Origin of the sequence: Streptomyces sp. ActVer (genome assembly GCF_027270795.1) — a bacterium.
Lineage (GTDB): Bacteria > Actinomycetota > Actinomycetes > Streptomycetales > Streptomycetaceae > Streptomyces > Streptomyces umbrinus_A.
This window is the reverse complement of the sequence record NZ_JAPWHT010000050.1, coordinates 13,625-36,317: the sequence shown is the minus strand read 5'-3', so window position 1 is coordinate 36,317 and position 22,693 is coordinate 13,625. Positions and strand designations below refer to the sequence as shown.

The window sequence follows — 22,693 nt, the reverse complement described above, 5'->3', positions numbered from 1 at the left end:
CCCGGGGCGCTGCTCGACGGGGTCATCGCCCTGGTGCCGCGCAGTGCGGTGGCAGCCGGTCTGCGGCGCGCCCGGGACATGCTCGACTACGGAGACACGACGACCGTCGCCGCGGTCCTCGGCTGCGGGCGGCGTACGACCGCGCACGACACCGTGCCGTTCGCCCTGTGGTCGGCGGCGCGGGCCCTCGGTGACTACGAAGAGGGCTTCTGGGCGACCGCCCAGGTCGGCGGCGACATGGACACGACCTGCGCCATCGTCGGAGGCGTCGTGGCCGCGGGGAAGGCCGGGACGCCGCCCACGGAGTGGGTGGAGCGGACCGAGGCGCTTCCGGAGTGGCTGTCGGCGAGGGTCGTGGGCTAAGGCTGTGGATTAGGGCGGCTGGACCGGGCTGCGGGACAGGCCTCACGTTCGGCTGTCGGTGAGGGTGCCGTGCCTGCCCGTTTCCTCCTGCCCCAAGCGTCTGCCACTGTCACAGCCCTGCCACAGAGAGCCGGTGACCGGCTGCGCCCCGTGCCTCACGGTTAACCTTTCCGCCACGCCGCCCGTTGATGATCACGGGCGTGCGCCGACGAGACACCGGTCCCTGGGCTTTCGCGGCAGCCACGAGCTGCGCTGCCCGGACCGGTCGGGAGGGGGTCCCGTGTCCGACACGCCGTCCGAGGCCGAGCCGAGAGGGTCGGCCTCGAAGGATTCAGTGGGGAAGCCCGGTGCCGACGCTGAGGCGCCTGAGGTACCCGAGCCCGAGGAGCCTGCGGTACCGGAGGTGCCGGCCGACGAGGTGCGCGCGGCCCGTACCGGTGGCGCGCTCTCGAAGGATGACTCCGTGCGGGGTGGCTCCGGCGGGACTGGTTCAGGGGGGTCCGGTTCGGGCAGGGCCCATTCAGGCGGGACGGGTTCAGGTGGGACCGCTTCCGAGAAACTCAAAGTCGACACTCGGGACGTAGACACGCGGGACCTCGACGAGGACGAGGAGTGGGACGGCCCCGTCGTCGAGTCCTGGTTCGCCGGCGTCCAGGCGGAGCCCCCGGCCCCCATCCGCGACGCCACGCTCTGGGCCGCCCTCGCCACGGGCGTCCTCAGCATGCTCCTGCTCGGCGACGGCCTGGCCCTCAACCTTCTGCTGGTGGCGATACCGGCTGCGCTCGGCGCGTACTACGCGGCTCAGGCGGCGGGCCGGCGACCGCACCGCTGGACGCTGGTGTGGGGCGTGGGAGGGCTTGCCCTGCTGAGCGTGCCGGCGCTCCGCGACGCCGACTGGCCGTCGTTCCTCGCCGTCCTGGCAGCGGTGGCGGCGGGCTCGCTCGCCCTGCACGGCGGTCGCACCTGGACAGGAGTGCTGTTCGGCCCGATCGGTCTCTACACCTCGCTGGTCACCGGCCCCCGCTGGGGCTGGAGCGGTCTGCGGGAGCGGTCCGGCGGCGCCCGGGGCAACGTGGGCCCGGTGCTGCGCGCGCTCGCCGTCGCCGCGGTCCTGCTGGTGGTCTTCGGCGCGCTCTTCGCCGGGGCGGACGCAGCCTTCGCGAACCTTCTCGGCGGTCTCGTGCCGGACGCGTCGGTCTCCGGAGGGCCCTGGCACGTCGTCCTGTTCGTGATCGGCGTGGTCGGGGCGCTCATGGTGGCGCACACGGCCGCCGCACCCGTTCAGTGGGACCGCGTCGAGGTCCCGGCGGGCCGCCCTCGCGGACGCGTCGAGTGGGCGCTGCCCCTGATCGTGCTCGCCGCGCTCTTCGCGGTCTTCAACGCGGTCCAGCTCGCCGTCCTGTTCGGTGGATACGACGCCGTACTGGAGAAGACCGGCCAGACCTACGCCGAGTACGCGCGCCAGGGCTTCTGGCAGCTGCTGCTGGTCACGCTCCTCACCCTCCTCGTCATCGTCTTCGCCCTGCGCTGGGCCCCTCGTGACAGCTCCGGCGACTGGACGCTGGTGCGTGCCGTCCTCGGAACCCTGTGTGTCCTCGCGCTCGTCGTCGTGGCATCGGCGGTGCGGCGTATGGACATGTACGTGGCGGCGTACGGGCTGACGCGACTGCGGATCTCCGTGGTGACCGTGGAGCTCTGGCTCGGCCTGGTCATCGTGCTCATCATGGCGGCCGGCGTCTGGGGCGCCCGTTGGCTGCCGCGTGCGGTCCTGGCGAGCGCCGCCGCGGGAGTGCTCGCCTTCGGGCTGGTGTCGCCGGACGCTCTGATCGCCGAGCGCAACGTCCAGCGGTACGAGACGAAGGGCTCGTTCGACCTCGACTACGCGCGCGGGCTGTCCGCCGACGCCGCACCGGCTCTCGACAAACTTGAGGAGCCACTGCGTTCCTGTGCCCTGCAGTCCATCGCGCAGGACCTGGAGGGGGCGGACAAGTCCTGGTACGCCACCAGCCTGGGCGAGGCGCGCGCCCGGGACATCCTCGACGGACGGCCGCTGTCCCCCGAAGCCGACTGGAGCGTGTGCAACCGGCTGGACACCGAGCTGGCGTACCGCTGAGGCGGGGCGCGCACGGACCACGCACGGACCGCGTCCACGCCTGCGAGGGATCCTCGTCGACGAACGCGTACGAACGACGAGGCCGGGCCGCCGTCCGCCGTCCTGAGCACGGCGGCCCGGCCTCGTCGTGGTGGTTCAGCCCGCGCCGGGTCCCGCCGTGCCCGCCAGGGCGTCGAGGTCGCTCTTGCGGACCCGGATCACCAGTGCGGCGACGGCCAGGGCGAGCACCGCCATCGCGACGGCCGGGATGAAGGCCGTGGAGATCCCCTGGGACAGCACCTCGTGGCTCCAGGGAGCGGGCAACTGCTGGGTCTTGGCGAACTCCGCCTTCTGTTCGGCCGAGGCGGTGGCCATGAAGTCCGCGACCTGCTTCTCCGCCTCGTCACGGCTGGCCGTGCCGAAGACCGTGGTCAGGATGGAGAGGCCGAGCGAACCGCCCACCTGCTGCGTGGCGTTGAGCAGGCCGGACGCCGCGCCCGCTTCGTGCACGGCGACCCCGGAGACCGCGGTCAGGGTCAGCGTCACGAAGTTCAGACCCATGCCGAAGGCGAACAGCAGCATCGGACCGAGGATCCCGCCGACGTACGTACTCCCGGGGTCCATGAAGGTCAGCCAGCCGAGCCCGAGTGCGACGAGGGCCGAGCCGACCACCATGAACGGCTTCGGGCCGAGCACCGGCAGGAACCGCTGCGACAGACCCGCGCCGACGGCGATCGCGACCGTCACGGGGAGGAAGGCCAGGCCCGCCTCGATCGGCGTGTAGTTCAACACGTTCTGCACGAAGAGAACGATGAAGAAGAACATGCCGAACATCGCCGCGGCCAGGCTCAGCATGATCACGTACGTACCGGAGCGATTGCGGTCGGCGAACATCCGCAGCGGTGTGATCGGTTCCTTCGCCCGCGACTCGACCAGTGCGAAGGCGGCCAGCAGGACCACCGCCGCGCCGAAGGAGCCGATGGTCAGGCTGTCCCGCCAGCCCTCCTCCGAGGCCCGGATGAAGCCGTAGACGAGCGACGCCATACCGGCCGTCGAGGTCAGCGCACCCGCGATGTCGAAGCGCCCCGGATGCCGTTCGGACTCACTGATGTAGAGCGGTGCGAGCACGGCGATCAGCACACCGATGGGTACGTTGACGAAGAGCACCCAGCGCCAGTCGAGCCACTCGGTGAGCATGCCGCCGGCCAGCAGGCCGATCGCGCCGCCGCCGGCCGAGACCGCGGCGAAGACCCCGAACGCCCTGTTGCGCTCGGGCCCTTCGGGGAACGTCGTGGTGATCAGCGCCAGCGAGGTCGGTGACGCGATCGCGCCACCGACGCCCTGGAGGGCGCGTGCGGCCAGCAACTGCCAGGGTTCCTGGGCGAATCCGCCGAGCAGCGAGGCGAGCGTGAAGAGCAGGATGCCGGTCATGAAGACCCGGCGACGGCCGAGGATGTCACCGGCCCGGCCGCCGAGCAGCAGCAGACCGCCGAAGGTGAGTGTGTACGCGCTGACGACCCAGGTGAGGTCGGTGGTGGAGAACTCGAGCGCGTTCTGAATGTGCGGGAGGGCGATGTTCACAATCGTCGCGTCGAGTACCACCATGAGTTGGCAGGCCGCGATGACGGTGAGCGCGATGCCGGGATGCCCCTCCCGGCGGGCCGCTCCCGGCTTTGGTTCCTGAATCACTGGAGATGTTGCCACAATCAAGTCCCCCACAAGTGCGTTAGTGAACGCTCGCGTTCACTGCCGTGTCAAACGGTAGTGAGTCCCCGACAGTGAACGCAAGCGTTCACTGAAGTCGCTGCCGCTTTGCGTCACTTGACCGCTTGCGGACCCCCCGGTCCGCACGGCACGTATGCACGCGCGTGCGTGCCGCTTGCCCGCTCAGACGGAGACACGCTCATGGTTACTTCGAGTTGGACGGCCGCCTCCGCTCATGCGGCCTCCCCGCGCCGCCGTGGTGCCGTACTCGAACGTGCGATCCTCGAAGCCGCGCTGGATCAGCTCAGTACGGTCGGCTGGAACGGACTCACGATGGAGGGCGTCGCCGCCGGCGCCCAGACCGGCAAGGCCGCGGTCTACCGCCGCTGGCCGTCGAAGGAGGATCTGGTCGCGGACGCACTCCAGGCGGGGCTGCCGTCACTTGAGGACGTGCCCGACATGGGGAGTGTGCGCGACGACCTGCTGGAGCTGTGCCGTCGGGCGCGTGAGGCGATGTTCTCGCGCCCCGGGTTCGCCATGCGCTCGGTGATTCACGAATGTGACGCGGCGCAGGCCCAGCGTTTCCAGGAGGTGATCTTCGGAGGTGTCGTGGAGCCGACCATCCGGCTGCTCGGTGAGGTCGTCGACCGTGGAATCCGGCGGGGAGAGGTGCGGTCCGACGCGGCGAACTCGTATGTCTTCGACGCCATTCCGGCGATGATGATGTACCGGTCCAAGGTGTGCGCGAGTGAATGGAGCGAGCGGGACATCGAGGAGATGATCGACCAGCTCATGGTTCCACTGCTGCGGCCGACGAGTGTGTGAGCGGTCTCTGCGACGGTGAGGCCGGAGCGCCGAGGTTGCCTGGGGAAACCTGGGTGTCGCGTGGGGTTCCGAGCGGCGTAGGCTGAGGGAGCCATGCCGTACGAACCCCCAACCCACACTGTCGAGCGCTCCCTGCGCGCCACGACCGGAGCGAAGGTCATTGCCGGTGTCGACGAGGTGGGGCGCGGCGCTTGGGCCGGCCCGGTCACCGTCTGCGCGGCGGTCACGGGCCTGCGCCGCCCGCCCGAAGGCCTCACCGACTCCAAGCTCCTGACCGTCAAGAGGCGCACAGCGCTCGCCGAGATACTGGCGAAGTGGGTGACGTCGTACGCCCTCGGGCACGCCTCTCCGGAGGAGATCGACGACATGGGGATGACGGCCGCGCTGCGACTCGCCGCCTGCCGTGCCCTCGAAGCCCTGCCGGTGCGTCCCGACGCGGTGATCCTCGACGGGAAGCACGACTACCTCGGGGACCCCTGGCGGGTCCGTACGGTGATCAAGGGTGACCAGTCCTGTGTCGCCGTCGCGGCGGCCTCGGTGATCGCCAAGGTACAGCGCGACAAAATGATGGCCGAACTGGGTATCGACCATGCAGACTTCGGTTTTGCGGCCAACGCCGGGTATCCGTCACCGGTGCACAAGGCCGCGCTGGAGATGCGGGGCCCCACCCCGTACCACCGGATGACGTGGGCGTATCTTGATGCGCTGCCCCAGTGGCGGCACCTCAAGAAGGTCCGCAGTTGGGCGGATGGAAGCGTTCCGGAGATCGAAGGGCAGCTCGGCTTCGATTTCTGACGGTTCCACTCGCACTCATGTGCCACCCGCCGACGCGACTCGCACCGGCGTTTGATAAAAATCAGCTCATGCCTCTCATTCCCGAGGAGCCTCAGATTCACGAGAGTGCCCAGGGTCCCCGCGCCACTACGGCCGCAGGCCGTACCGCGCCGACCCCCCGTCCCGTACCCGGACCCCGTCCCGTGGCTCCGCCGCGTCCCGGCCGTCCGGGTCCTGTCCGGCCTGCGCCGCCGGTGCAACGCGCGCCGCACGACACGGCCGTGGCCAAGCCGGGGCCATCCGCCCCGGCGGCCCCCACCGCCCCCTCGACTCCGCAGATCCAGCTGATCCCGGCCTCGGCCGAGGGCGCGCTGGACGCGGCCGAGGAAGCGGTCGACCTGCTCCTTGACTCGGGCCGCGTCCCCGGTGAGGTTCTGGTGATCACCACCGGCGAACCGCACCCGTGGGCCGCGCACGAGCTCTCGTTCGGCGAGGCCGCCTACTGGGCCCAGCACGACGCGGGAGACGACGTCTTCTACGCCGACGCGTCCGCCCTCGGCCGTGCCGCGTCCCGGCCCGTGGTCGTCGTCGCCGTCAACGGCGGACCCGACGCCACTGCCGCCACCGCCCTGCCGCTGGCTCTCCGCCGAGCCGGCACCCTGCTGATCGTCTGCGGGGATCCGCAGCAGATCAACTCGGTGTTGGGCGCGGGGGTCTGAGGACCCCCGTTCTTCCGGGGGTACTTGGGGGGTGGAGTGCCACTGCGGCCCAGGCTGCGGTGGCATGAGCACGGTGGACGGTCCGACGTGTGCCGGTACGGGGGGACGTGCCGGCGTCGCTGTCATGGTCCGCGAGGTCGTCATGGCCGTTCAGCGTTGTCGTCGTACGTGTCCGAAGGGCTGTGCGGGTTCGAGGACGCGTGTGCGTGCCTCGGTGTCGTCAGGTGGGTGAGCTCGTCTACGGGCGTGTGGCCTTCTGGTACGTGCTGAGCCCTGGTGTGTGTTGGGCTCTTGCCCACGCGTTTGTACCCGGGTGCCCTCGTGCGGGGTACGGGTGCTCCGGTTTGCCCTTTCCTTCGCAGGCTTCGGCCGACCGGTGTCGCGCCTGTCTCGCCTCGGCGAGGCCGGTGGTCCTCTGTGGCTGCGCGGCGGCCGGTGGTACCGGTGCCGAGGGGTGGTCGGCCGGACGAACGGCCGACCGGTGCCATGTCTGGCGGCCGCGGGCTCCGCCTCAGCGGGCCGCCGCGCGGCGCAGCACCTCCGAGGCCGAGCCACCGGTGCGTGGCTGAATGGTCTCGACCGCGGCGAGGGCGTCCAGGGACTCCGGCTTCGAGTCCGCGCTCGGCCGACGTCCGCCCCGCCCTTCGCCGAGCACCTGCCAGCCCTCACGCGTCAGCGTGATGTACGCCCCACAACGCAGCCCGTGCAGCGTGCAGGCGTCTCGCAACCCCCACATCCACGCCCCGTCCTCCTCCGTCCATCGCCCGTCGCCCTCACGGCAGTAGAGCAGGACGGCCGTACGCACCGGTGTGCGGCGCCGCAGGTCGTGCGGGATGACCCGGCGCAGCTGCGCGAGCAGCGCGTTGCGGAACATCCAGCCGTCCGCCGGGGCCGGCCGCCGGACGAAGGACGCGCTGGCCCTGAGCCGTTCGTCCGGATCGAGGACGGCGACGATCGCGGTGTCCGGCCGGGGCAGATGCCGGGAGTGCAGCCCGCTGACGACTTCCCGGGGATTGCGCAGCAGCGGTATCCCCGCGGCGGCCCATTCGGCGGGTTCGAGCATCCGGGCGAGTGAGTTGGCGGAAGTGGCGGACGTCGACATCGATGCCGCCGAGGACGGAGCGAATCCGAAGGTCACGGTCCTCCCTTCGGCTACGCGCCCAGACAGCGGGCGGGGGTCGGACTTGGGGGAGCGCACCGCGGGACAGCCCGAACGGGCGGCCCAGGAAGGACCACGCGGGGCGCGAGGCCAATTCTTCCTGGCGAACTTGGTTGCGGCAACGAGCAATTGGGGCCACCGACCGTTATCCGGTGATCCGCCTTATATATCCCTGCCCGTTACCTCGCATGTCACGCTTGGATCAGGCTTGCACAGCAAGGACCAGCGGCAACACCCCCTGTGCACCGGACCGCCGGAGCAGACGCGCGGCCACGGCCAGCGTCCAGCCGGTCTCGGTCGAGTCGTCCACGAGCAGGACGGGGCCCTGGGCCTGGGCCAGCGTGGTGGCCAGACCGGGCGGCACCACGAGCGCCCCGTCGAGGGCCTTCAACCGCTGCGCGCTGTTGCTCCTGGAGACCTGCGCCGCCTCGTGTCCCGGGGCGTACTCGATGGAACCCAGCAGGGGCAGGCGTCCGACCTCCGCGATCCGCGCGCCCAGCGACTGGATCAGGCGCGGTCGGCCGTGCGAGGCCATGGTGACGACACCGACCGGGCGCGGCTGCGCGTCGGGGCTCCCCGAGGCCCAGCCGCCGGGACCCTTCGCCCAGTCGGCCAGCACACCGACCACGGCCTTCGCCACATCGTCCGGAACGCGCTCGTCAAGGGCTTGGGGCGAGAGCATCGGCCGCAGCCGGTTGCCCCAGCCGATGTCCGAGAGCCGACCCAACGCCCGCCCGGACGCGGCCTGTTCACCGGCCGGAATGCGCCCCTTCAGATCGACACCGACCGCCGGCAGGCCCGTCGGCCACATCTTCCGGGGCTCGACCTCGACACCCGCCCGGCCCAGCTCACCACGCGCGGAGTCCAGGGACGACGAGGACACGGCGTCGGTGAACCGGGGCCCCGCGCACATGTCGCAGCGACCGCACGGAGTGGCTCCCTCGTCGTCCAGCTGGCGCCGCAGGAACTCCATTCGGCACCCGGTCGTCGTCACGTAGTCACGCATCGACTGCTGCTCGGCCGCACGCTGCTTGGCGACCCAGGCGTAGCGCTCGGTGTCGTACGTCCACGGGTCGCCCGTGGAGATCCAGCCGCCCTTGACGCGGTGCACCGCGCCGTCCACGTCCAGGACCTTGAGCATCGTCTCCAGACGTGACCTGCGCAGCTCCACCAAGGGTTCGAGCGCGGGCAGCGACAGCGGCCGACCGGCCTGGGCGAGGACGTCCAGGGTGCGCCGGACCTGCTCCTCCGGAGGAAAGGCGATCGACGCGAAGTACTGCCAGATCGCCTGGTCCTCCTTGCCAGGCAGGAGCAGCACCTCGGCATGCTCCACCCCGCGCCCCGCACGGCCGACCTGCTGGTAGTACGCGATGGGGGAGGACGGTGACCCCAGGTGCACCACGAACCCGAGGTCGGGCTTGTCGAAGCCCATACCCAGCGCCGACGTGGCCACGAGCGCCTTGACCCGGTTCGCGAGCAGATCCTCCTCGGCCTGCTGACGATCCGCGTTCTCCGTCTTCCCGGTGTACGAGGCCACTGTGTGCCCGCTCTGCCGCAGGAACGCGGTGACCTCCTCGGCAGCGGCCACCGTGAGCGTGTAGATGATTCCGGAGCCGGGCAGCTCGCCCAGATGCTCGGCCAGCCAGGCCATCCGGTGTGCGGCGTCCGGCAGCTGCAGCACGCCGAGGCTCAGGCTCTCCCGGTCCAGCGGGCCGCGCAGGACGAGAGCGTCCGTGCTGCCACCTGTGCCCAGCTGCTCGGCGACATCGGCCGTCACGCGCGCGTTGGCCGTGGCGGTGGTGGCGAGGACCGGGACTCCCGGCGGGAGGTCCGCGAGCATCGTGCGCAGCCGCCGGTAGTCCGGCCGGAAGTCGTGGCCCCAGTCGGAGATGCAGTGTGCTTCGTCGACGACGAGGAGGCCGGTCGCTGCGGCGAGCTTGGGCAGCACCTGGTCGCGGAAGTCCGGGTTGTTGAGCCGCTCGGGGCTCACCAGGAGGACGTCCACCTCGCCCGCTGCCACCTCGTCCTGGATCGTGTCCCATTCCTCCGTGTTGGACGAGTTGATGGTCCGCGCCCGGATGCCGGCGCGTGCGGCAGCCTCGACCTGGTTGCGCATGAGGGCGAGGAGCGGGGAGACGATGACGGTGGGGCCCGCGCCCTGCTCCCTCAGCAGCGCCGTCGCCACGAAGTACACGGCGGACTTGCCCCAGCCGGTGCGCTGCACGACCAGGGCTCTGCGCTTGTCGGCGACCAGTGCCTCGATGGCGCGCCACTGGTCCTCGCGCAGCCGGGCGTCACCCGCCGGGGCGCCGACGAGGCGGGCGAGGACAGTGTCGGCCGCGGTGCGCAGCTCTGCGTTGCTCATGGCCCCATGCAACCCGATGGGTCGGACATCATGCGAATGAGGCGGTCAGTCTGTGGACAGTTCTGACGTGATCATGGTCGTGGTTATCCACAGGTCAAAGCGGAACGCTGGGATCCGCGGGATGGTCACGGCATGACGAATCACAGCGAAGCGGCCGGGAATCTCGGTGACGGCGACATGAGTGGGTGCGGCGAGCGTGACGAGCGCGGCGGGTTTGGAGGGCTCGACGGGCTTGAAGGGGCCGACGGGTTTGGAGGGTCCGACGCGGTTGGAGGACTTGGAGGGCTTGGAAGGAGCGGGGGCGCGGGTGGTCAGCACGGCCAAGTTCGTGGGGGTGATCGCGAAGCTCGCGGTGGGCAGAGCGAGGCCTGTGGCGGACGTGTGCCAGGGCTTGGCGAGCACGGTTCAGGGCGTGGCGGACGGCGCTCGGAGCACGGTGGAGATGGTTCAGGTCGCGGTGGGCGCGGCTCAGAGAGCGAAGGGCATGGCTCGGGGAGCGGAGGACACGGCTCGGGACCGGGGCTGGGCGCACGTGGTGAGGGCCGTGGACGTGAGAGCCGGGTTGACCCCGCACACGGCGCGTCCGGCGTCCCGTTCGCCGAGCATCAGGTCACGCTCCGCACTCCCGCCGAGCTGGCAGACGCGCTGCCGTACCTGCTCGGCTACCGGCCCGAGGACAGCATCGTGCTCGCCGCCCTGCACGACAGGGACGGGCGTGGCAGGTTCGGCGGACGGGCCCGGCTCGGCATCCCGGGCAACGCGGACGACTGGGCGTCCGTCGCCCGGCAGCTGACCGAAGGACTTGTGAAGGGCAGCGAACGCAGGGGCGCGCTGCCCGAGAGCATCGTCGCCTTCCTCTGCCAGGACCCCAAGGACGGAGAGTCGGCCCGGGAAGTCATGGAACGACTGCGGCCACTCGCACAGTTGCTGCGCAAGGCCTGCGGTGCCCTGGACGTTCCCGTGATCGAGGCCCTGTGCATCTCGGACGGCCGTTTCTGGTCCTACTGCTGCCCCAGTGCGCAGTGCTGCCCGTCCGACGGGACACCCATGGGGTTGCCCGGCACATCAGTGCTGGCCGCCGCGGCCACCTACGCGGGTCTCCAGATTCGGGGATCCCTGCGGGAGTTCAGGGCGAGGCTCATGCCGTGGGAGACGGCGGCCGCACTGGAGCAGGAGTCCGCACTCGATGCGGTGAGCACGTCGCTGATTCCGCGAATCCTGGACGACGAGAGCCGCACAGTCGTGGCGACGGAGACCTTGGACCTGGCCCATCGGGTCATGCGCCGATTTGCCGACTCCACCTCCGCGGCCGGTGGACCGGGTGTACCCACTGTGTCCGGTACAGCAGGTATGTCCGGTGCTCTGTCGGCGGATCTCCGGGACGACGAACTACTGCGTCACGACGAGGCAGCCACCTTGATCCTCGGTCTCCAGGACCGTACGACGCGTGACCGGGCGGCGGAGTGGATGGAGGGCGACGAGGCCGGACCGGCCCTCCGACTCTGGCGGGCTCTGGCCCGCCGCTGTGTCGGCCCGTACGGCGAGCATGCCGCGGCGCCGCTCACGCTCGTGGGGTGGGTCGCGTGGTCCTCGGGTGACGAGTTGGAGGCCCGCGAAGCCCTGGCGATGGCCCTCGGAGCGGATCCGGGATACCTGTTCGCCCGCCTTCTCCACCAGGCGTGCAACGAGGGACTGGACCCGGAGTCGATTCGCCGCTGCCTCCGCAAGGAGCGGGTGGATCGTGCCGACGCGGAGGCGATCGCGTCCTCGGTGCCCTCGGTGCCCTCGGTGCCCTCGGCGTCTGCGGCGTCTGCGGCGTTCGCAGTCGACGCCGACGGACCGTCCGGGTCTGCCTCGACACCGTCGACACGGGTGGCTTCCCGTCGCCGACGCAAGCCGCGGTCCACGGCGAGCGCGGGGAGCCGACCGGGTTCCCGGTCCTCTGGAACCGCGGGCACGCGCCGTCCCCGGTCCACCGCTGACGGCTCCTCGACGCCGGAAGCACCCACTCGGGCTGGTGACGGCACGGGCGGCGGTACCCGGTCCCGCCGAGGGGCTGGCCGGCATGGGACGAAGCAAGGCGACACATGAGGGCGGGTGAGCGGTGTCGAGCGAGTTGGCCGACTCGGTTCGGATGGTCGGCCTGGTTGCTTCCGGTGGTGGCTTGGGGGCTGGCGGGGCTCGGGTTGGTGTGGGGGTCTGCCGGACTTGGGGCGATGTGGCGTGGGGTGAGTGCTCGGGTCCTGGGAGCGGTTGTGCCAGGGAAGAGCGGGACCGCTGAGGACACTCCGGGGTGGGCTGGCCGGACGGAGTCTGCCTTCGCCCCGGGTCGACTGGTCGAAGAAGCGTCAAGCCCCGGTCGGCAGCCGGAAGGAGGACCAGGCCGGGGCCCGGCGTTGGAAGGCGTCCCCGGCCTGGGCAGATTGCCGGGAGGCGCGGCCGGCCCGAGCCGACCGTCGGGAGGTGCATCCGGCTGCAGCCGACCGTCGGAAGACGTGCTCAACCGGAGCCGCCGGGCGGAAGGCGTGCCCAACCCGAGCCGCCGGCCGGAGGGCGCGTCCGACCCACGCCGCCGGCCGCAAGACGCAGGCGCTCCGAGCGGCCTGCCGGAGACGAGCGGCGTAGCGCTCCGCGAGGCGGACCGCCTTGCCCGACTCCGGGCCGCCGGATGCGGCAAGGGCGACGAAGCGGTTGTTGTGCCACTCGCCCCCGTCGTTCTCCGCCTGGGGCCCTTCCCGGCCGGAACTCCGGACTGGGATGACCGCCCGCCTGTGACAGCCGATCTGCATGTGTGCCACCCCCAGGCCGGCGTCCTCCACGTACGCCACGCCCACACCCGCGTCGCCCCGGCTCTCGACCGAACATGCCCAACCGCGCCATCAAGTCAGCCCCCGCACGCCCACCCCGCTCCGGGAACCACTCGTGACCGCCCTCCGGACTCTCCGCCTCACCGCCAATCGGTCGGCTTCCGTGAACCGGGGCGTGACCCGGGACAGGCCCGTTCCGTTCACCTGAGTGGCGCAGCCCGCGGCCGGGCCGTGCCATCGCATCGAACCCGCCCTTCCGGAGCCCCCCACACGCAGCTGAGTGCGCACTCAGCGCACGGAGCACAGAAGAAGCCGCCCCATGCCCCTGCCCACCCAGTCCTCAACTCAGCACGACAACCACCCTCTGCTCCGCAGGCCCGCACAGCTCCCCATAACCCCCGGCGGTGCCACGACTCCGAAGGCACCCCTGTCCCTGCCGCACGCGACGGCGAACCTGCCTCCCGCGCACAACACGCTGATCTGCGTCGCGCTGCCCGGTCTCGCGATCTCCACGGAGCACGGCCAGCTGACCGGACAGGGGCTGGAGGGCTTCTACCGCGGGGGCCGACGCATGCTCTCCCGATGCCGACTGCGCGTCGCGGGGCGGGAACCGCTCGCGATCCAGGCCCGGATGATCGCGGCCGACCAGGCCCGTTTCGTGGCGACGCTGAGCCTGTCCGCCGACGGCGGCCCCGACCCGGATGTCATCGTCGAGCGGACGCGATACGCGGACGGCACGGAGCGGATCACCCTGCGCAGCGCGGCCCACCGTCATCTGCGCCTGCCCGTCGAGGTGTCGCTCGGCACGGACCTGGCGGAACTGGGCGCGGTCGCCTCCGGGCGTGCCGGTCCCGACCTGCCTGCCAGCGTTCACGACTCGGGCATGCGGTGGTCCTGCGCCACCGGGCACTCCGTCGTCACGGCCAACCCGCCGCCCTCGGACGCGCTGGCCTCCGCGGGGCTGCTCCGATGGGAACTCGAACTGCCGCCCGGCGACACCCGAAGCGTGGAGCTGAGGGTACGGCCGACCGGTGCGGGTCCCATCCGGGCCATCGCGCGCGCTGCCACGAGCCCGCTGGCCCAGGCACGGGCCGTGAGCGACGACCCAAGGGTCGAGGCACTCCTGCGCATGAGCATCGAGGATCTCCAGGCCCTGCTGCTGCGTGACCCGGCGCATCCGTCCGACAACCACCTCGCGGCCGGCGCGCCCTGGCGCTGCGGCATGGCGCCGGCCGACGCACTGGCGGCGGCGCGCATGACCCTGCCGCTGGGCACCCGGCTGGCCGCAGGCACCCTGCGCACCCTCGCACGCACCCAACTGGTGGGCGCGGGGCCCCGATCCGGACTCATCCCCGGGCCGCGACGGCACGCCGGTACACATCTGCCACCGAGCTGCACGGGTGAAGAGGCGACTCTGCTGTTCCCCGTCGTTCTCGCGGAGGCCAGGCGCTGGGGGCTCCCCGAACAGGAGACCGAAGAGCTGCTCCCTGTGGCCGAGCGCTGCCTGCAGTGGCTGCGGACGGCGGTCGGCGACGGCACGTATCTGTCCGACCCGCACCCCGGCGGACCGTGGCGCTGCGAGACCCAGGCGCACGCACACCGGGCCGCGCTGCTGGGCGCCGATCTCCTCGACGCGTACGGCAGGCGAGGCGGCCCCGAGCTGCGGGGATGGGCCCGCGGGATGAGGGCCGCGTTCCAGGAGGACTTCTGGATCGAGGACAGGGGAGGCGGCAGACCGGCCGCCGCCCGCCTGCCGGACGGGCGGATCGTGCCGCACCTCGGCGCGGCCGGGGTGCACCTCCTCGACACCGGGCTGCTCGGCGTGGGCGCCCCGGCCCAGGGGCTGCTCGACAAGGTGCAGACGGAACAGCTGGCGCGGCTGCTCGGCGCGCCCGCCATGGACTCGGGCTGGGGACTGCGCAGCCTCGGCGCGAAGGAGGCGGCGTACAACCCGTTCGGGCATCGAGGTGGGGCCGTGCGGGTCCACGAGACGGCTGTCGCCGTCGCGGGACTGGCCGCAGCGGGCTACGAAAAGGAGGCGAGCTCACTGCTGCGGGGCGTCCTGTCGGCGGCAGAGGCCTTCGGGCACCGGTTGCCGGAGATGTACGCGGGGGAGCAGCGCACGCAAGGTGGTGCCCCGCTGCCGCATCCGGCGGCCTGTCGGCCTGCGGCCACGGCCGCGGCCGCCGGGATCCTCCTGCTCACCACCCTCGCCGGAATCCGTCCGGACGCCCCTGCCGGAACGGTGACGCTGCGGCCAATTCGTGGCGCACCCCTGGGCGAGATCGGGCTGACCGGCCTGCGTGTGGCGGGCGCCCCCTTCTCCGTACGGGTCAGCAGGCTCGGCCTGGCCATGGTCGAGGAGGCCGCCGAGGGGCTCCAGCTGGGGGTGTGAGCGGTCGGAAGCCGGCGAGGGGCGGGGCGGCGGTGTCCCCCGGCGCCCGTACCGGAGTGCAGTGGATCAGCCACTGAAGCGACCGACGAAGGGAGTGTTTATCGTCAGGCAGACGACTATGATCTCGACATGCCCTACGACCCGTCAGCCTTCCCGCCGTTTGCCGTCACCGTTGACCTGGTCGTGCTGACCGTGCGTCGCCATGCCCTGTGTGCGCTGGCGGTACGGAGGGGTGAGCCGCCCTTTCAGGGGCGGTGGGCGCTGCCCGGCGGCTTCGTACGGCCGGACGAGGACCTGGCGCAGGCGGCGGCGCGGGAACTGGGCGAGGAGACCGGGCTCTGCGCCCATGACCCGGCCGCCCCCGCGCAGGCCAACGGCGCGCACCTGGAGCAGCTCGCGACCTACGGCGACCCGAAGCGCGACCCGCGGATGAGGGTCGTCAGCGTCGCCCACCTCGCCCTCGCCCCCGATCTGCCCGCGCCCAGGGCCGGCGGAGACGCGAACAGCGCGCGCTGGGCCCCCGTCGAGGAACTGCTTCAGCGGGGCGGCTACGGCCGTGACGGCGAACAGGCCGCACCACTCGCCTTCGACCATGCGCAGATCCTGGCGGACGGTGTGGAGCGCGCCCGCTCGAAGATCGAGTACTCGTCGCTGGCGACTGCCTTCTGCCCGACGGAGTTCACGGTCGGTGAACTGCGCCGGGTGTACGAGGCGGTGTGGGGCGTGGCGCTCGACCCCCGCAACTTCCACCGCAAGGTGACCGGCACGCCGGGATTCCTCGTCCCCACGGGCGGTACGACGACCCGCCAGGGCGGCCGCCCTGCCCAGCTGTTCCGCGCGGGCGGCGCCACGCTGCTCAACCCGCCGATGCTCCGCCCCGAGGTCTGACGGCGCTCCTGAGGCGGTGCCGGACGGAACCGTGCCGGGACGGGCGCGGCCTCGATATCCGGGCCGAGACCGGGTCCGCCCCAGGACCTGTGCCGAGACCTGTGCCGAGACTTGAGACAGCCACCCCGGGATTCGTCGTCCGGCCAAGTGGCCGGACGGGCACGGGGCATGCCCCACAGCGTGCTCAAGATGCCCGGAAAACTGTACATATCGCGCTATCTTGCTTCGGGTGATCCAGGCCATCGGACTGACCAGCAACGCCCGCAAGGAGCTTCCCCCCGCCGTCGACGACGTCTCCTTCGAGGTGCCCGCGGGCCGCGTCACAGCGCTCCTCGGAGCCCCGGGCGCGGGCAAGACGACGGCGCTCAGGCTCATGCTCGAACTCCAACAGGGCCGCGGGATCACCTACTTCAGAGGCCGCCCGCTGCATCGCATCGCCCACCCCTCGCGCGAGGTCGGCGTGCTCCTCGGAGAGGTCCCCGGCCACCCGGCGCGCACGGTCCGCGGTCAACTCCGCATGCTGTGCGCCGCGACAGGCGTGCCGGCCCGGCGCGCCGACGACGTCCTCGCAGTGGTGGGCCTGGTCAGCCTGCGCGACCAACGTCTGAGCACGCTCTCGCGCGGCATGGACCGTCGCCTCGGTCTGGCCTGCGCACTGCTGTCCGACCCGCACACGCTCGTGCTCGACGACGCCGCCGACGGGCTCTCCGCCCGCGAGGGCCGCTGGCTGCACGGGATTCTGCGGGCCCACGCCGCCGGGGGTGGCACTGTGCTGTTCGCCACGGGCGACCCGAAGGAGGCCGCGCGGGCCGCCGACCGTGTCGTCACACTGGAGGAGGGCAGGCTCGTCGCCGACCAGGACGTCGCCGACTTCGCTCGCACCCGCCTCAGGCCCCGCGTAGCCGTCCGCAGCCCGCACGCCGAACGGCTCGGCGCCCTGCTCACCAAGGAGGCCCGCACCACCCGACGCTCCGTGGAGGTCGTACGGGAGGACGGCAACCGCCTCTCCGTGTACGGCAGCACGTGCGCCGACATCGGCGAAACCGCCTACCGCCACAGCATCCTCGTACACCAACTCGCCGACGAAGTCGGCGACATGGGGCCCGTCCCCGCCCAGCCCCCGGCGAGTGACTCCCCGGAGGCCGAGCAGCCCGCGCGCACCGCGGAGGCGGAAGGCGCGAACGAACTGTCGCCCCTGCCGCCGCCCATCACCGCCAGGCCGGGAACCAGCCCCTTGCGGCCGCTGCGCTACGAACTGCGCCGGGCGGCCGGGGTCGCCACCGGCTACCTCACCGCGGTCGCCGTGCTCGTCGCCTCCGCCCTGATCTCCGTGCTCCTGGCCAGAGCGGGCCACACCCCACAGGCGCGTCTCCTCGCCGCGTGGCCGAGGGAATTTCCTCTTCCGCCCGCGGCGCTCGGTGCGGGGCTGCTCGGTGCCATCGCCTTCGGCGACGAGTTCCGTCATCCCGCCCTGGCCGCCGATCGCGGGAACGTCCCCCGCCGCCTGGGGCTGCTCGCCGCCAAACTCCTCGTCGCCGCCGCCACCGCGCTGCTGCTGGCCCTCCTCGCGGTGGGCGTGGACGCCGAACTGCTCTACCTCGTCTACGGAAGGGAGCTCACCGGAGTTCCCGAGGACTGGCTTTCGCTGAGCGTGAGTTGGATCGGTCTCGTGGTGGGCTGCGCCTGGGCGGGCGTCCTGGCGGCCGGGATCTTCCGGTCGACGACCGCCGGACTCGCGGCGGTACTGGCCGTACCGGTCCTCGTCGTGCCGCTCGTACAGAAGGTCTTGGAGGGACCGTCCGTGCGGACCGCCGCCGGTTTCTCGACCCGGCTGCGCGAGCTCGTGCTGGTGCAGTGGCCGTTCGGAGGCGAGCGCTATGTGGCTGCTGTGGCGCGAGTGATCGCCCAACCCGTCGGCGGCGCACTGATGTTGTCGATCAGCGCCCTGCTCTGCGCATACCTGCTCACCACTCTACGGAGCAGGGTCCGATGACGGCGGCCCGTGCACATGTGTTCCCTTCGTGCGCGCAACTCCGCGCAGAACGCCCATTTCTTTCCGATAAGGCGTCAATTGCGACGGGGTGAGCGATCACCCTTTCGTGTGCTTTTCACCAAAGACCTCAAGGGAGTTGGAGACGGAGCCGACAAAGGATCCGTGAGTACCCTTGCGCACACCATGATGACCGCCGCCCGTTCCGCAGACTCCGGCCTCGCCGGCCCGGGCGAACTCGACCGCTACCCCTACGGGGAGGTCCCCGGTGCAGACCGCGTCAGCGCCTCCGTGTGGGACAGTACGGACCCAGAGCTGGGCCGCATGGGCCGACGTGCCGCCGGCAGCCGCGGACGCGGCCTGCATGGCCAACTGGTCCAGCAGCTGGGGCAGATGATCGTCTCGGGCGACCTGGGTGCGGACCGCCCGCTGGTGCCCGAGGAGATCGGCCAGCGATTCGAGGTCTCCCGCACCGTCGTCCGCGAGTCGCTCCGCGTCCTCGAGGCGAAGGGCCTGGTCAGCGCCCGCCCCAATGTCGGCACGCGCGTACGCCCGGTCAGTGACTGGAACCTCCTTGACCCGGACATCATCGAGTGGCGGGCCTTCGGGCCGCAGCGTGACGACCAGCGCCGCGAGCTGAGCGAGCTGCGCTGGACGATCGAACCGCTCGCCGCCCGCCTCGCCGCCGGACACGGCCGGGAGGAGGTGCAGCAGCGGCTCGCCGACATGGTCGAGATCATGGGCCACTCCATGGCGCAGGGTGACGCGCTCACCTTCTCGCGCGCCGACGCGGAGTTCCACTCCCTGCTCATCCAGGTCTCCGGCAACCGCATGCTGGAGCACCTCTCCGGGATCGTGTCCGCCGCGCTCCAGGTGTCCGGCAACCCGGTCACGGGCTGCGACCGGCCGACCGAGGCGTCCCTCGGGCACCATGCCCGCATCGTCGACGCCCTCGCCGCCGGCGACGGATCGGGCGCCGAGACGGCCATGCGCCAACTGCTCACTGTCCACCCCGAGGTGGAGCGCGTCGTGCCCGCGCCGCGCGAGCACTGACCGCGCACCGAGGGCGGCGCGGTCGGTGGCGGGTGCCCCGGGTGGCATCGCTTGGCCGGCGAACCATCTGCCGCCGGACCCCCTGGATGCTTCTGGAATCCGGCGGGGTCCGGCGGTGTGATGAGGTACTGAGGTCACCGGCTGACCACCTCTGACCGCATCTGGGAGCTTTTGAGCACTTACGGGGTGTGACTCGGGCCACGCAGATTGGGCGTAACGCTCCACGGGGCAGCGCGATGACCTAAGAGGTGACAGCCGAGTAGGGAATACAGACGCCGTTCAAGGCGCTGTGACTCTTCCCGGCCCTCGCCCGCGCCGTCGGCCCATCCCCAAGTCGGCGGTCGTCGGCTCCTGTCCGTACCGGACGGGGCCGGAAGCCGTTTTCCAACGTTCCGAGAGGTTGTTCGTGTCGGCCAGCACATCCCGTACGCTCCCGCCGGAGATCGCCGAGTCCGTCTCTGTCATGGCGCTCATCGAGCGGGGAAAGGCTGAGGGGCAGATCGCCGGCGATGACGTGCGTCGGGCCTTCGAAGCTGACCAGATTCCGGCCACTCAGTGGAAGAACGTACTGCGCAGCCTCAACCAGATCCTCGAGGAAGAGGGTGTGACGCTGATGGTCAGTGCCGCGGAGCCCAAGCGCACCCGAAAGAGCGTCGCAGCGAAGAGTCCGGCCAAGCGCACCGCCACCAAGACCGTCGCGGCGAAGACGGTGACGGCCAAGAAGGCCACCGCCACCGCCGCCCCGGCGATGCCTGCCGCAGACGCTCCCGCCGAGGACGCAGCCGAGAAGAAGGTCGCTGCCAAGAAGGCGACTGCCAAGAAGGCCGTAGCGAAGAAGACCGTCGCGAAGAAGGCGACGGCGAAGAAGACCACCGCCAAGAAGGACGACGCCGAGGTCGTCGACGACGAGGCGGCCGAGGAGACCCCGGGCGCGGCGAAGTCCGGCACCGAGGAGCCCACCGAGGACGGCGCCCAGGGCTTCGTCCTGTCCGACGAGGACGAGGACGACGCGCCCGCGCAGCAGGTCGCCGCAGCCGGTGCCACGGCCGACCCCGTCAAGGACTACCTCAAGCAGATCGGCAAGGTCCCGCTGCTCAACGCCGAGCAGGAGGTCGAGCTCGCCAAGCGCATCGAGGCCGGTCTGTTCGCCGAGGACAAGCTGGCCAACGCCGACAAGCTCGCCCCGAAGCTCAAGCGCGAGCTGGAGATCATCGCCGAGGACGGCCGCCGCGCCAAGAACCACCTCCTGGAGGCCAACCTCCGTCTGGTGGTCTCCCTGGCCAAGCGTTACACCGGCCGCGGCATGCTCTTCCTGGACCTCATCCAGGAGGGCAACCTCGGCCTGATCCGCGCGGTGGAAAAGTTTGACTACACCAAGGGCTACAAGTTCTCGACGTATGCCACGTGGTGGATCCGTCAGGCGATCACCCGCGCCATGGCCGACCAGGCCCGCACCATCCGTATCCCGGTGCACATGGTCGAGGTCATCAACAAGCTCGCGCGCGTGCAGCGCCAGATGCTCCAGGACCTGGGCCGCGAGCCCACTCCGGAGGAGCTGGCCAAGGAACTTGACATGACCCCGGAGAAGGTCATCGAGGTCCAGAAGTACGGCCGTGAGCCGATCTCCCTCCACACCCCCCTGGGTGAGGACGGCGACAGCGAGTTCGGTGACCTCATCGAGGACTCCGAGGCGGTCGTCCCGGCCGACGCGGTCAGCTTCACGCTCCTCCAGGAGCAGCTGCACTCGGTCCTGGACACCCTGTCCGAGCGTGAGGCGGGCGTCGTCTCGATGCGCTTCGGTCTCACCGACGGTCAGCCGAAGACCCTCGACGAGATCGGCAAGGTGTACGGCGTGACGCGCGAGCGCATCCGCCAGATCGAGTCCAAGACGATGTCGAAGCTGCGTCACCCGTCGCGTTCGCAGGTGCTGCGCGACTACCTCGACTAGGTCTCGGCCATACGTCACCGAGGGCCCGGTTTCCCGCTCAGGGAGCCGGGCCCTCGGTCTGCGCGGAGTGCGGAGTGCCGCCATCTGGATCACGCTGGGTGTCTCATGACAACCCCAGAGTGAGGAGCGCGCATGCCTCGTCCCTTTGCCCGAGCGCTGGCCGTCGCGGCCACGGCGGCCGTCATACCGTTGGCCTGTCCGGCCCCCGCGACGGCCGATGTCATCATCGGCGGCTACCCGGTCGAGATCTCCGAGAGCCCCTGGACGGTCGCCGTGTCCAGCCGTGACCGGTTCGGGGGTACGCGTGCCGGACAGTTCTGTGGGGGTGTGGTGATCGGCCGCTCGACGGTGCTGACCGCGGCCCACTGTCTGAGCAACGACGTGCTGGGCGCACCTCCACGGCAGGTTCGCGATCTGAAGGTGATCGCGGGCCGCGGGGATCTGCTGTCGGCCGAGGGCAGGGAGATCGCTGTACGCGACACCTGGATCAACCCGCGCTACGACAGCTACACGAACGCCGGAGACTTCGCCGTACTCACTCTCGTGGAGCCCCTCGCCGCGAGCGCGGTCATCCCCATGGCGGGTGCCGGTGACGCCGCGTACAAGCCCGGCCCCGGAGCCGTGGTCTACGGCTGGGGCGACACCACGGGGAGCGGCGACTACGCGGCCGCTCTGCGGGCCGCGCGCGTGCAGGTGCTGCCAGACGCGCTCTGTGAGGAGGCGTATCCGGGGAGCGTGGACGGAACGTACGTGCCCGCTTCCATGCTGTGTGCGGGGGAGAGGGAGGGTGGCCGGGACGCCTGTCAGGGGGACAGCGGCGGGCCGCTGGTCGCCCAGGGGCGGCTGATCGGCCTCGTGTCGTGGGGGAGTGGCTGCGGACGGGCCGGCAGCCCCGGTGTCTACACGCGGGTCTCGGAGGTCGTCAGGACCCTCGGAGAGGGCCGCTGAAGGCCCTTCTGCGGCCCTGGGAGGCGTGAGCCGTCCACGGCCTCAGGGAGCACGAGCGCGGGCGGCCACCCCTGGAGAGGAGCGGCCGCCCGGTCACCGGCCTGTGCCGGAGCTGGCTCGTCGTCTGCGCGAAGTGTCAGTGCTCTTCGTCGTTGGCGCTTGCCGGGGCGGCAGTCAACCGCTCCGTCTCGTCCTGTATCTCAGCGGCGATCTTCTTGAGTTCCGGCTCGAACTTGCGCCCATGGTGGGCACAGAAGAGCAGCTCACCACCGCTGAGGAGGACGACGCGCAGATATGCCTGGGCGCCGCAACGGTCGCAGCGGTCAGCGGCCGTCAGCGGGCTCGCGGGGGTCAGAACAGTAGTCACGTCGCCTCTTCTCTAGCTCGACGAGCTGTCGTACCAGGGTCAACATCCAACCAGGCCGAAAACGTTCCCGCTCGTGGCTCTTCCTCGAAAAAAATCTTTCCGAGTCGGCTGTCTGCTGCCGGTTGGCGGCGAATGAGCCGTATTGCGTGTCTTCGTGTCTTACGGGTTCGCGCTCTGTCAGGTTCAGTCCTCCCGGCTGGCTTGCCGGTTGTTCTTGAGGACGTGCCCGGAGCCTAAATGGTTCATGCCTGGAAGGGAACGTGATATGTACTTCACTCCAACGAGGGATCGAACAA

General features: G+C 71.0%; 17 protein-coding genes. 12 read left to right on the top strand and 5 right to left on the bottom strand.

Annotated features, from left to right (window positions below; translation table 11 throughout):
- Both O3Q52_RS11410 and O3Q52_RS11405 read left to right on the top strand, forming a co-directional pair.
- A partial coding sequence (locus O3Q52_RS11410) for an ADP-ribosylglycohydrolase family protein (protein WP_269648668.1) occupies window positions 1-363 on the top strand: 363 nt, incomplete at its 5' end.
- 673 nt (window positions 364-1,036) lie between these two features.
- On the top strand, window positions 1,037-2,476 hold the full coding sequence (locus tag O3Q52_RS11405; RefSeq protein ID WP_269648670.1) for a DUF4153 domain-containing protein: 1,440 nt from the start codon (window positions 1,037-1,039) through the stop codon (window positions 2,474-2,476).
- A gap of 135 nt (window positions 2,477-2,611) precedes the next feature.
- On the opposite strand, the gene O3Q52_RS11400 is transcribed toward O3Q52_RS11405, so the two are convergent.
- Entirely contained in the window at window positions 2,612-4,159 is a 1,548-nt protein-coding gene (locus tag O3Q52_RS11400; RefSeq protein ID WP_269648667.1) for an MFS transporter, read from the bottom strand.
- A gap of 201 nt (window positions 4,160-4,360) precedes the next feature.
- Between O3Q52_RS11400 and O3Q52_RS11395 the strand changes: the two genes are divergently transcribed.
- The 3 genes from O3Q52_RS11395 to O3Q52_RS11385 all read left to right on the top strand — a co-directional run bounded on the left by O3Q52_RS11395 (window position 4,361) and on the right by O3Q52_RS11385 (window position 6,477).
- On the top strand, window positions 4,361-4,984 hold the full coding sequence (locus O3Q52_RS11395; protein ID WP_269648666.1) for a TetR/AcrR family transcriptional regulator: 624 nt from the start codon (window positions 4,361-4,363) through the stop codon (window positions 4,982-4,984).
- Window positions 4,985-5,077: 93 nt separating this feature from the next.
- Window positions 5,078-5,779 (top strand): ribonuclease HII, encoded by a 702-nt coding sequence (locus O3Q52_RS11390; RefSeq protein WP_189841091.1) that lies wholly within the window; start codon window positions 5,078-5,080, stop codon window positions 5,777-5,779.
- 68 nt (window positions 5,780-5,847) lie between these two features.
- On the top strand, window positions 5,848-6,477 hold the full coding sequence (locus O3Q52_RS11385) for a hypothetical protein (protein WP_269648665.1): 630 nt from the start codon (window positions 5,848-5,850) through the stop codon (window positions 6,475-6,477).
- Between the two features lie 511 nt (window positions 6,478-6,988).
- On the opposite strand, the gene O3Q52_RS11380 is transcribed toward O3Q52_RS11385, so the two are convergent.
- From O3Q52_RS11380 to O3Q52_RS11370, 3 genes are all read right to left on the bottom strand, one after another.
- Window positions 6,989-7,615, bottom strand: a complete 627-nt coding sequence (locus O3Q52_RS11380; protein ID WP_055617258.1) for a hypothetical protein — start codon at window positions 7,613-7,615, stop codon at window positions 6,989-6,991.
- A gap of 223 nt (window positions 7,616-7,838) precedes the next feature.
- Window positions 7,839-10,001 (bottom strand): RecQ family ATP-dependent DNA helicase, encoded by a 2,163-nt coding sequence (locus O3Q52_RS11375; RefSeq protein WP_269648664.1) that lies wholly within the window; start codon window positions 9,999-10,001, stop codon window positions 7,839-7,841.
- Between the two features lie 45 nt (window positions 10,002-10,046).
- The gene (locus O3Q52_RS11370; RefSeq protein ID WP_269648671.1) at window positions 10,047-10,403 is read right to left on the bottom strand and encodes a hypothetical protein; all 357 of its coding nucleotides are present in this window, start codon (window positions 10,401-10,403) and stop codon (window positions 10,047-10,049) included.
- Window positions 10,404-10,523: 120 nt separating this feature from the next.
- On the opposite strand from O3Q52_RS11370, the gene O3Q52_RS11365 reads away from it, so the two are divergent.
- The 7 genes from O3Q52_RS11365 (at window position 10,524) to O3Q52_RS11335 (ending at window position 22,030) form a co-directional block, all read left to right on the top strand.
- Complete coding sequence (locus O3Q52_RS11365) at window positions 10,524-12,092, top strand: DUF4192 domain-containing protein (protein WP_269648669.1); 1,569 nt, start codon at window positions 10,524-10,526, stop codon at window positions 12,090-12,092.
- A gap of 1,035 nt (window positions 12,093-13,127) precedes the next feature.
- A complete protein-coding gene (locus O3Q52_RS11360) occupies window positions 13,128-15,203 on the top strand; it encodes a glycogen debranching N-terminal domain-containing protein (RefSeq protein ID WP_269648663.1) in 2,076 nt (691 codons plus the stop codon).
- Window positions 15,204-15,332: 129 nt separating this feature from the next.
- On the top strand, window positions 15,333-16,091 hold the full coding sequence (locus tag O3Q52_RS11355) for an NUDIX hydrolase (RefSeq protein ID WP_269648662.1): 759 nt from the start codon (window positions 15,333-15,335) through the stop codon (window positions 16,089-16,091).
- 229 nt (window positions 16,092-16,320) lie between these two features.
- Window positions 16,321-18,084: an ATP-binding cassette domain-containing protein gene (locus O3Q52_RS11350; protein ID WP_269648661.1), complete on the top strand. Its 1,764-nt coding sequence runs from the start codon at window positions 16,321-16,323 to the stop codon at window positions 18,082-18,084.
- Window positions 18,085-18,246: 162 nt separating this feature from the next.
- Entirely contained in the window at window positions 18,247-19,134 is an 888-nt protein-coding gene (locus O3Q52_RS11345; protein WP_206190929.1) for a FadR/GntR family transcriptional regulator, read from the top strand.
- A 406-nt stretch (window positions 19,135-19,540) separates the two neighbouring features.
- Window positions 19,541-21,082 (top strand): RNA polymerase sigma factor, encoded by a 1,542-nt coding sequence (locus O3Q52_RS11340; RefSeq protein ID WP_269648660.1) that lies wholly within the window; start codon window positions 19,541-19,543, stop codon window positions 21,080-21,082.
- A 132-nt stretch (window positions 21,083-21,214) separates the two neighbouring features.
- Complete coding sequence (locus O3Q52_RS11335; RefSeq protein ID WP_269648659.1) at window positions 21,215-22,030, top strand: serine protease; 816 nt, start codon at window positions 21,215-21,217, stop codon at window positions 22,028-22,030.
- A 136-nt stretch (window positions 22,031-22,166) separates the two neighbouring features.
- On the opposite strand, the gene O3Q52_RS11330 is transcribed toward O3Q52_RS11335, so the two are convergent.
- Window positions 22,167-22,397 (bottom strand): hypothetical protein, encoded by a 231-nt coding sequence (locus O3Q52_RS11330; protein ID WP_055513118.1) that lies wholly within the window; start codon window positions 22,395-22,397, stop codon window positions 22,167-22,169.
- Window positions 22,398-22,693 lie beyond the last annotated feature (296 nt).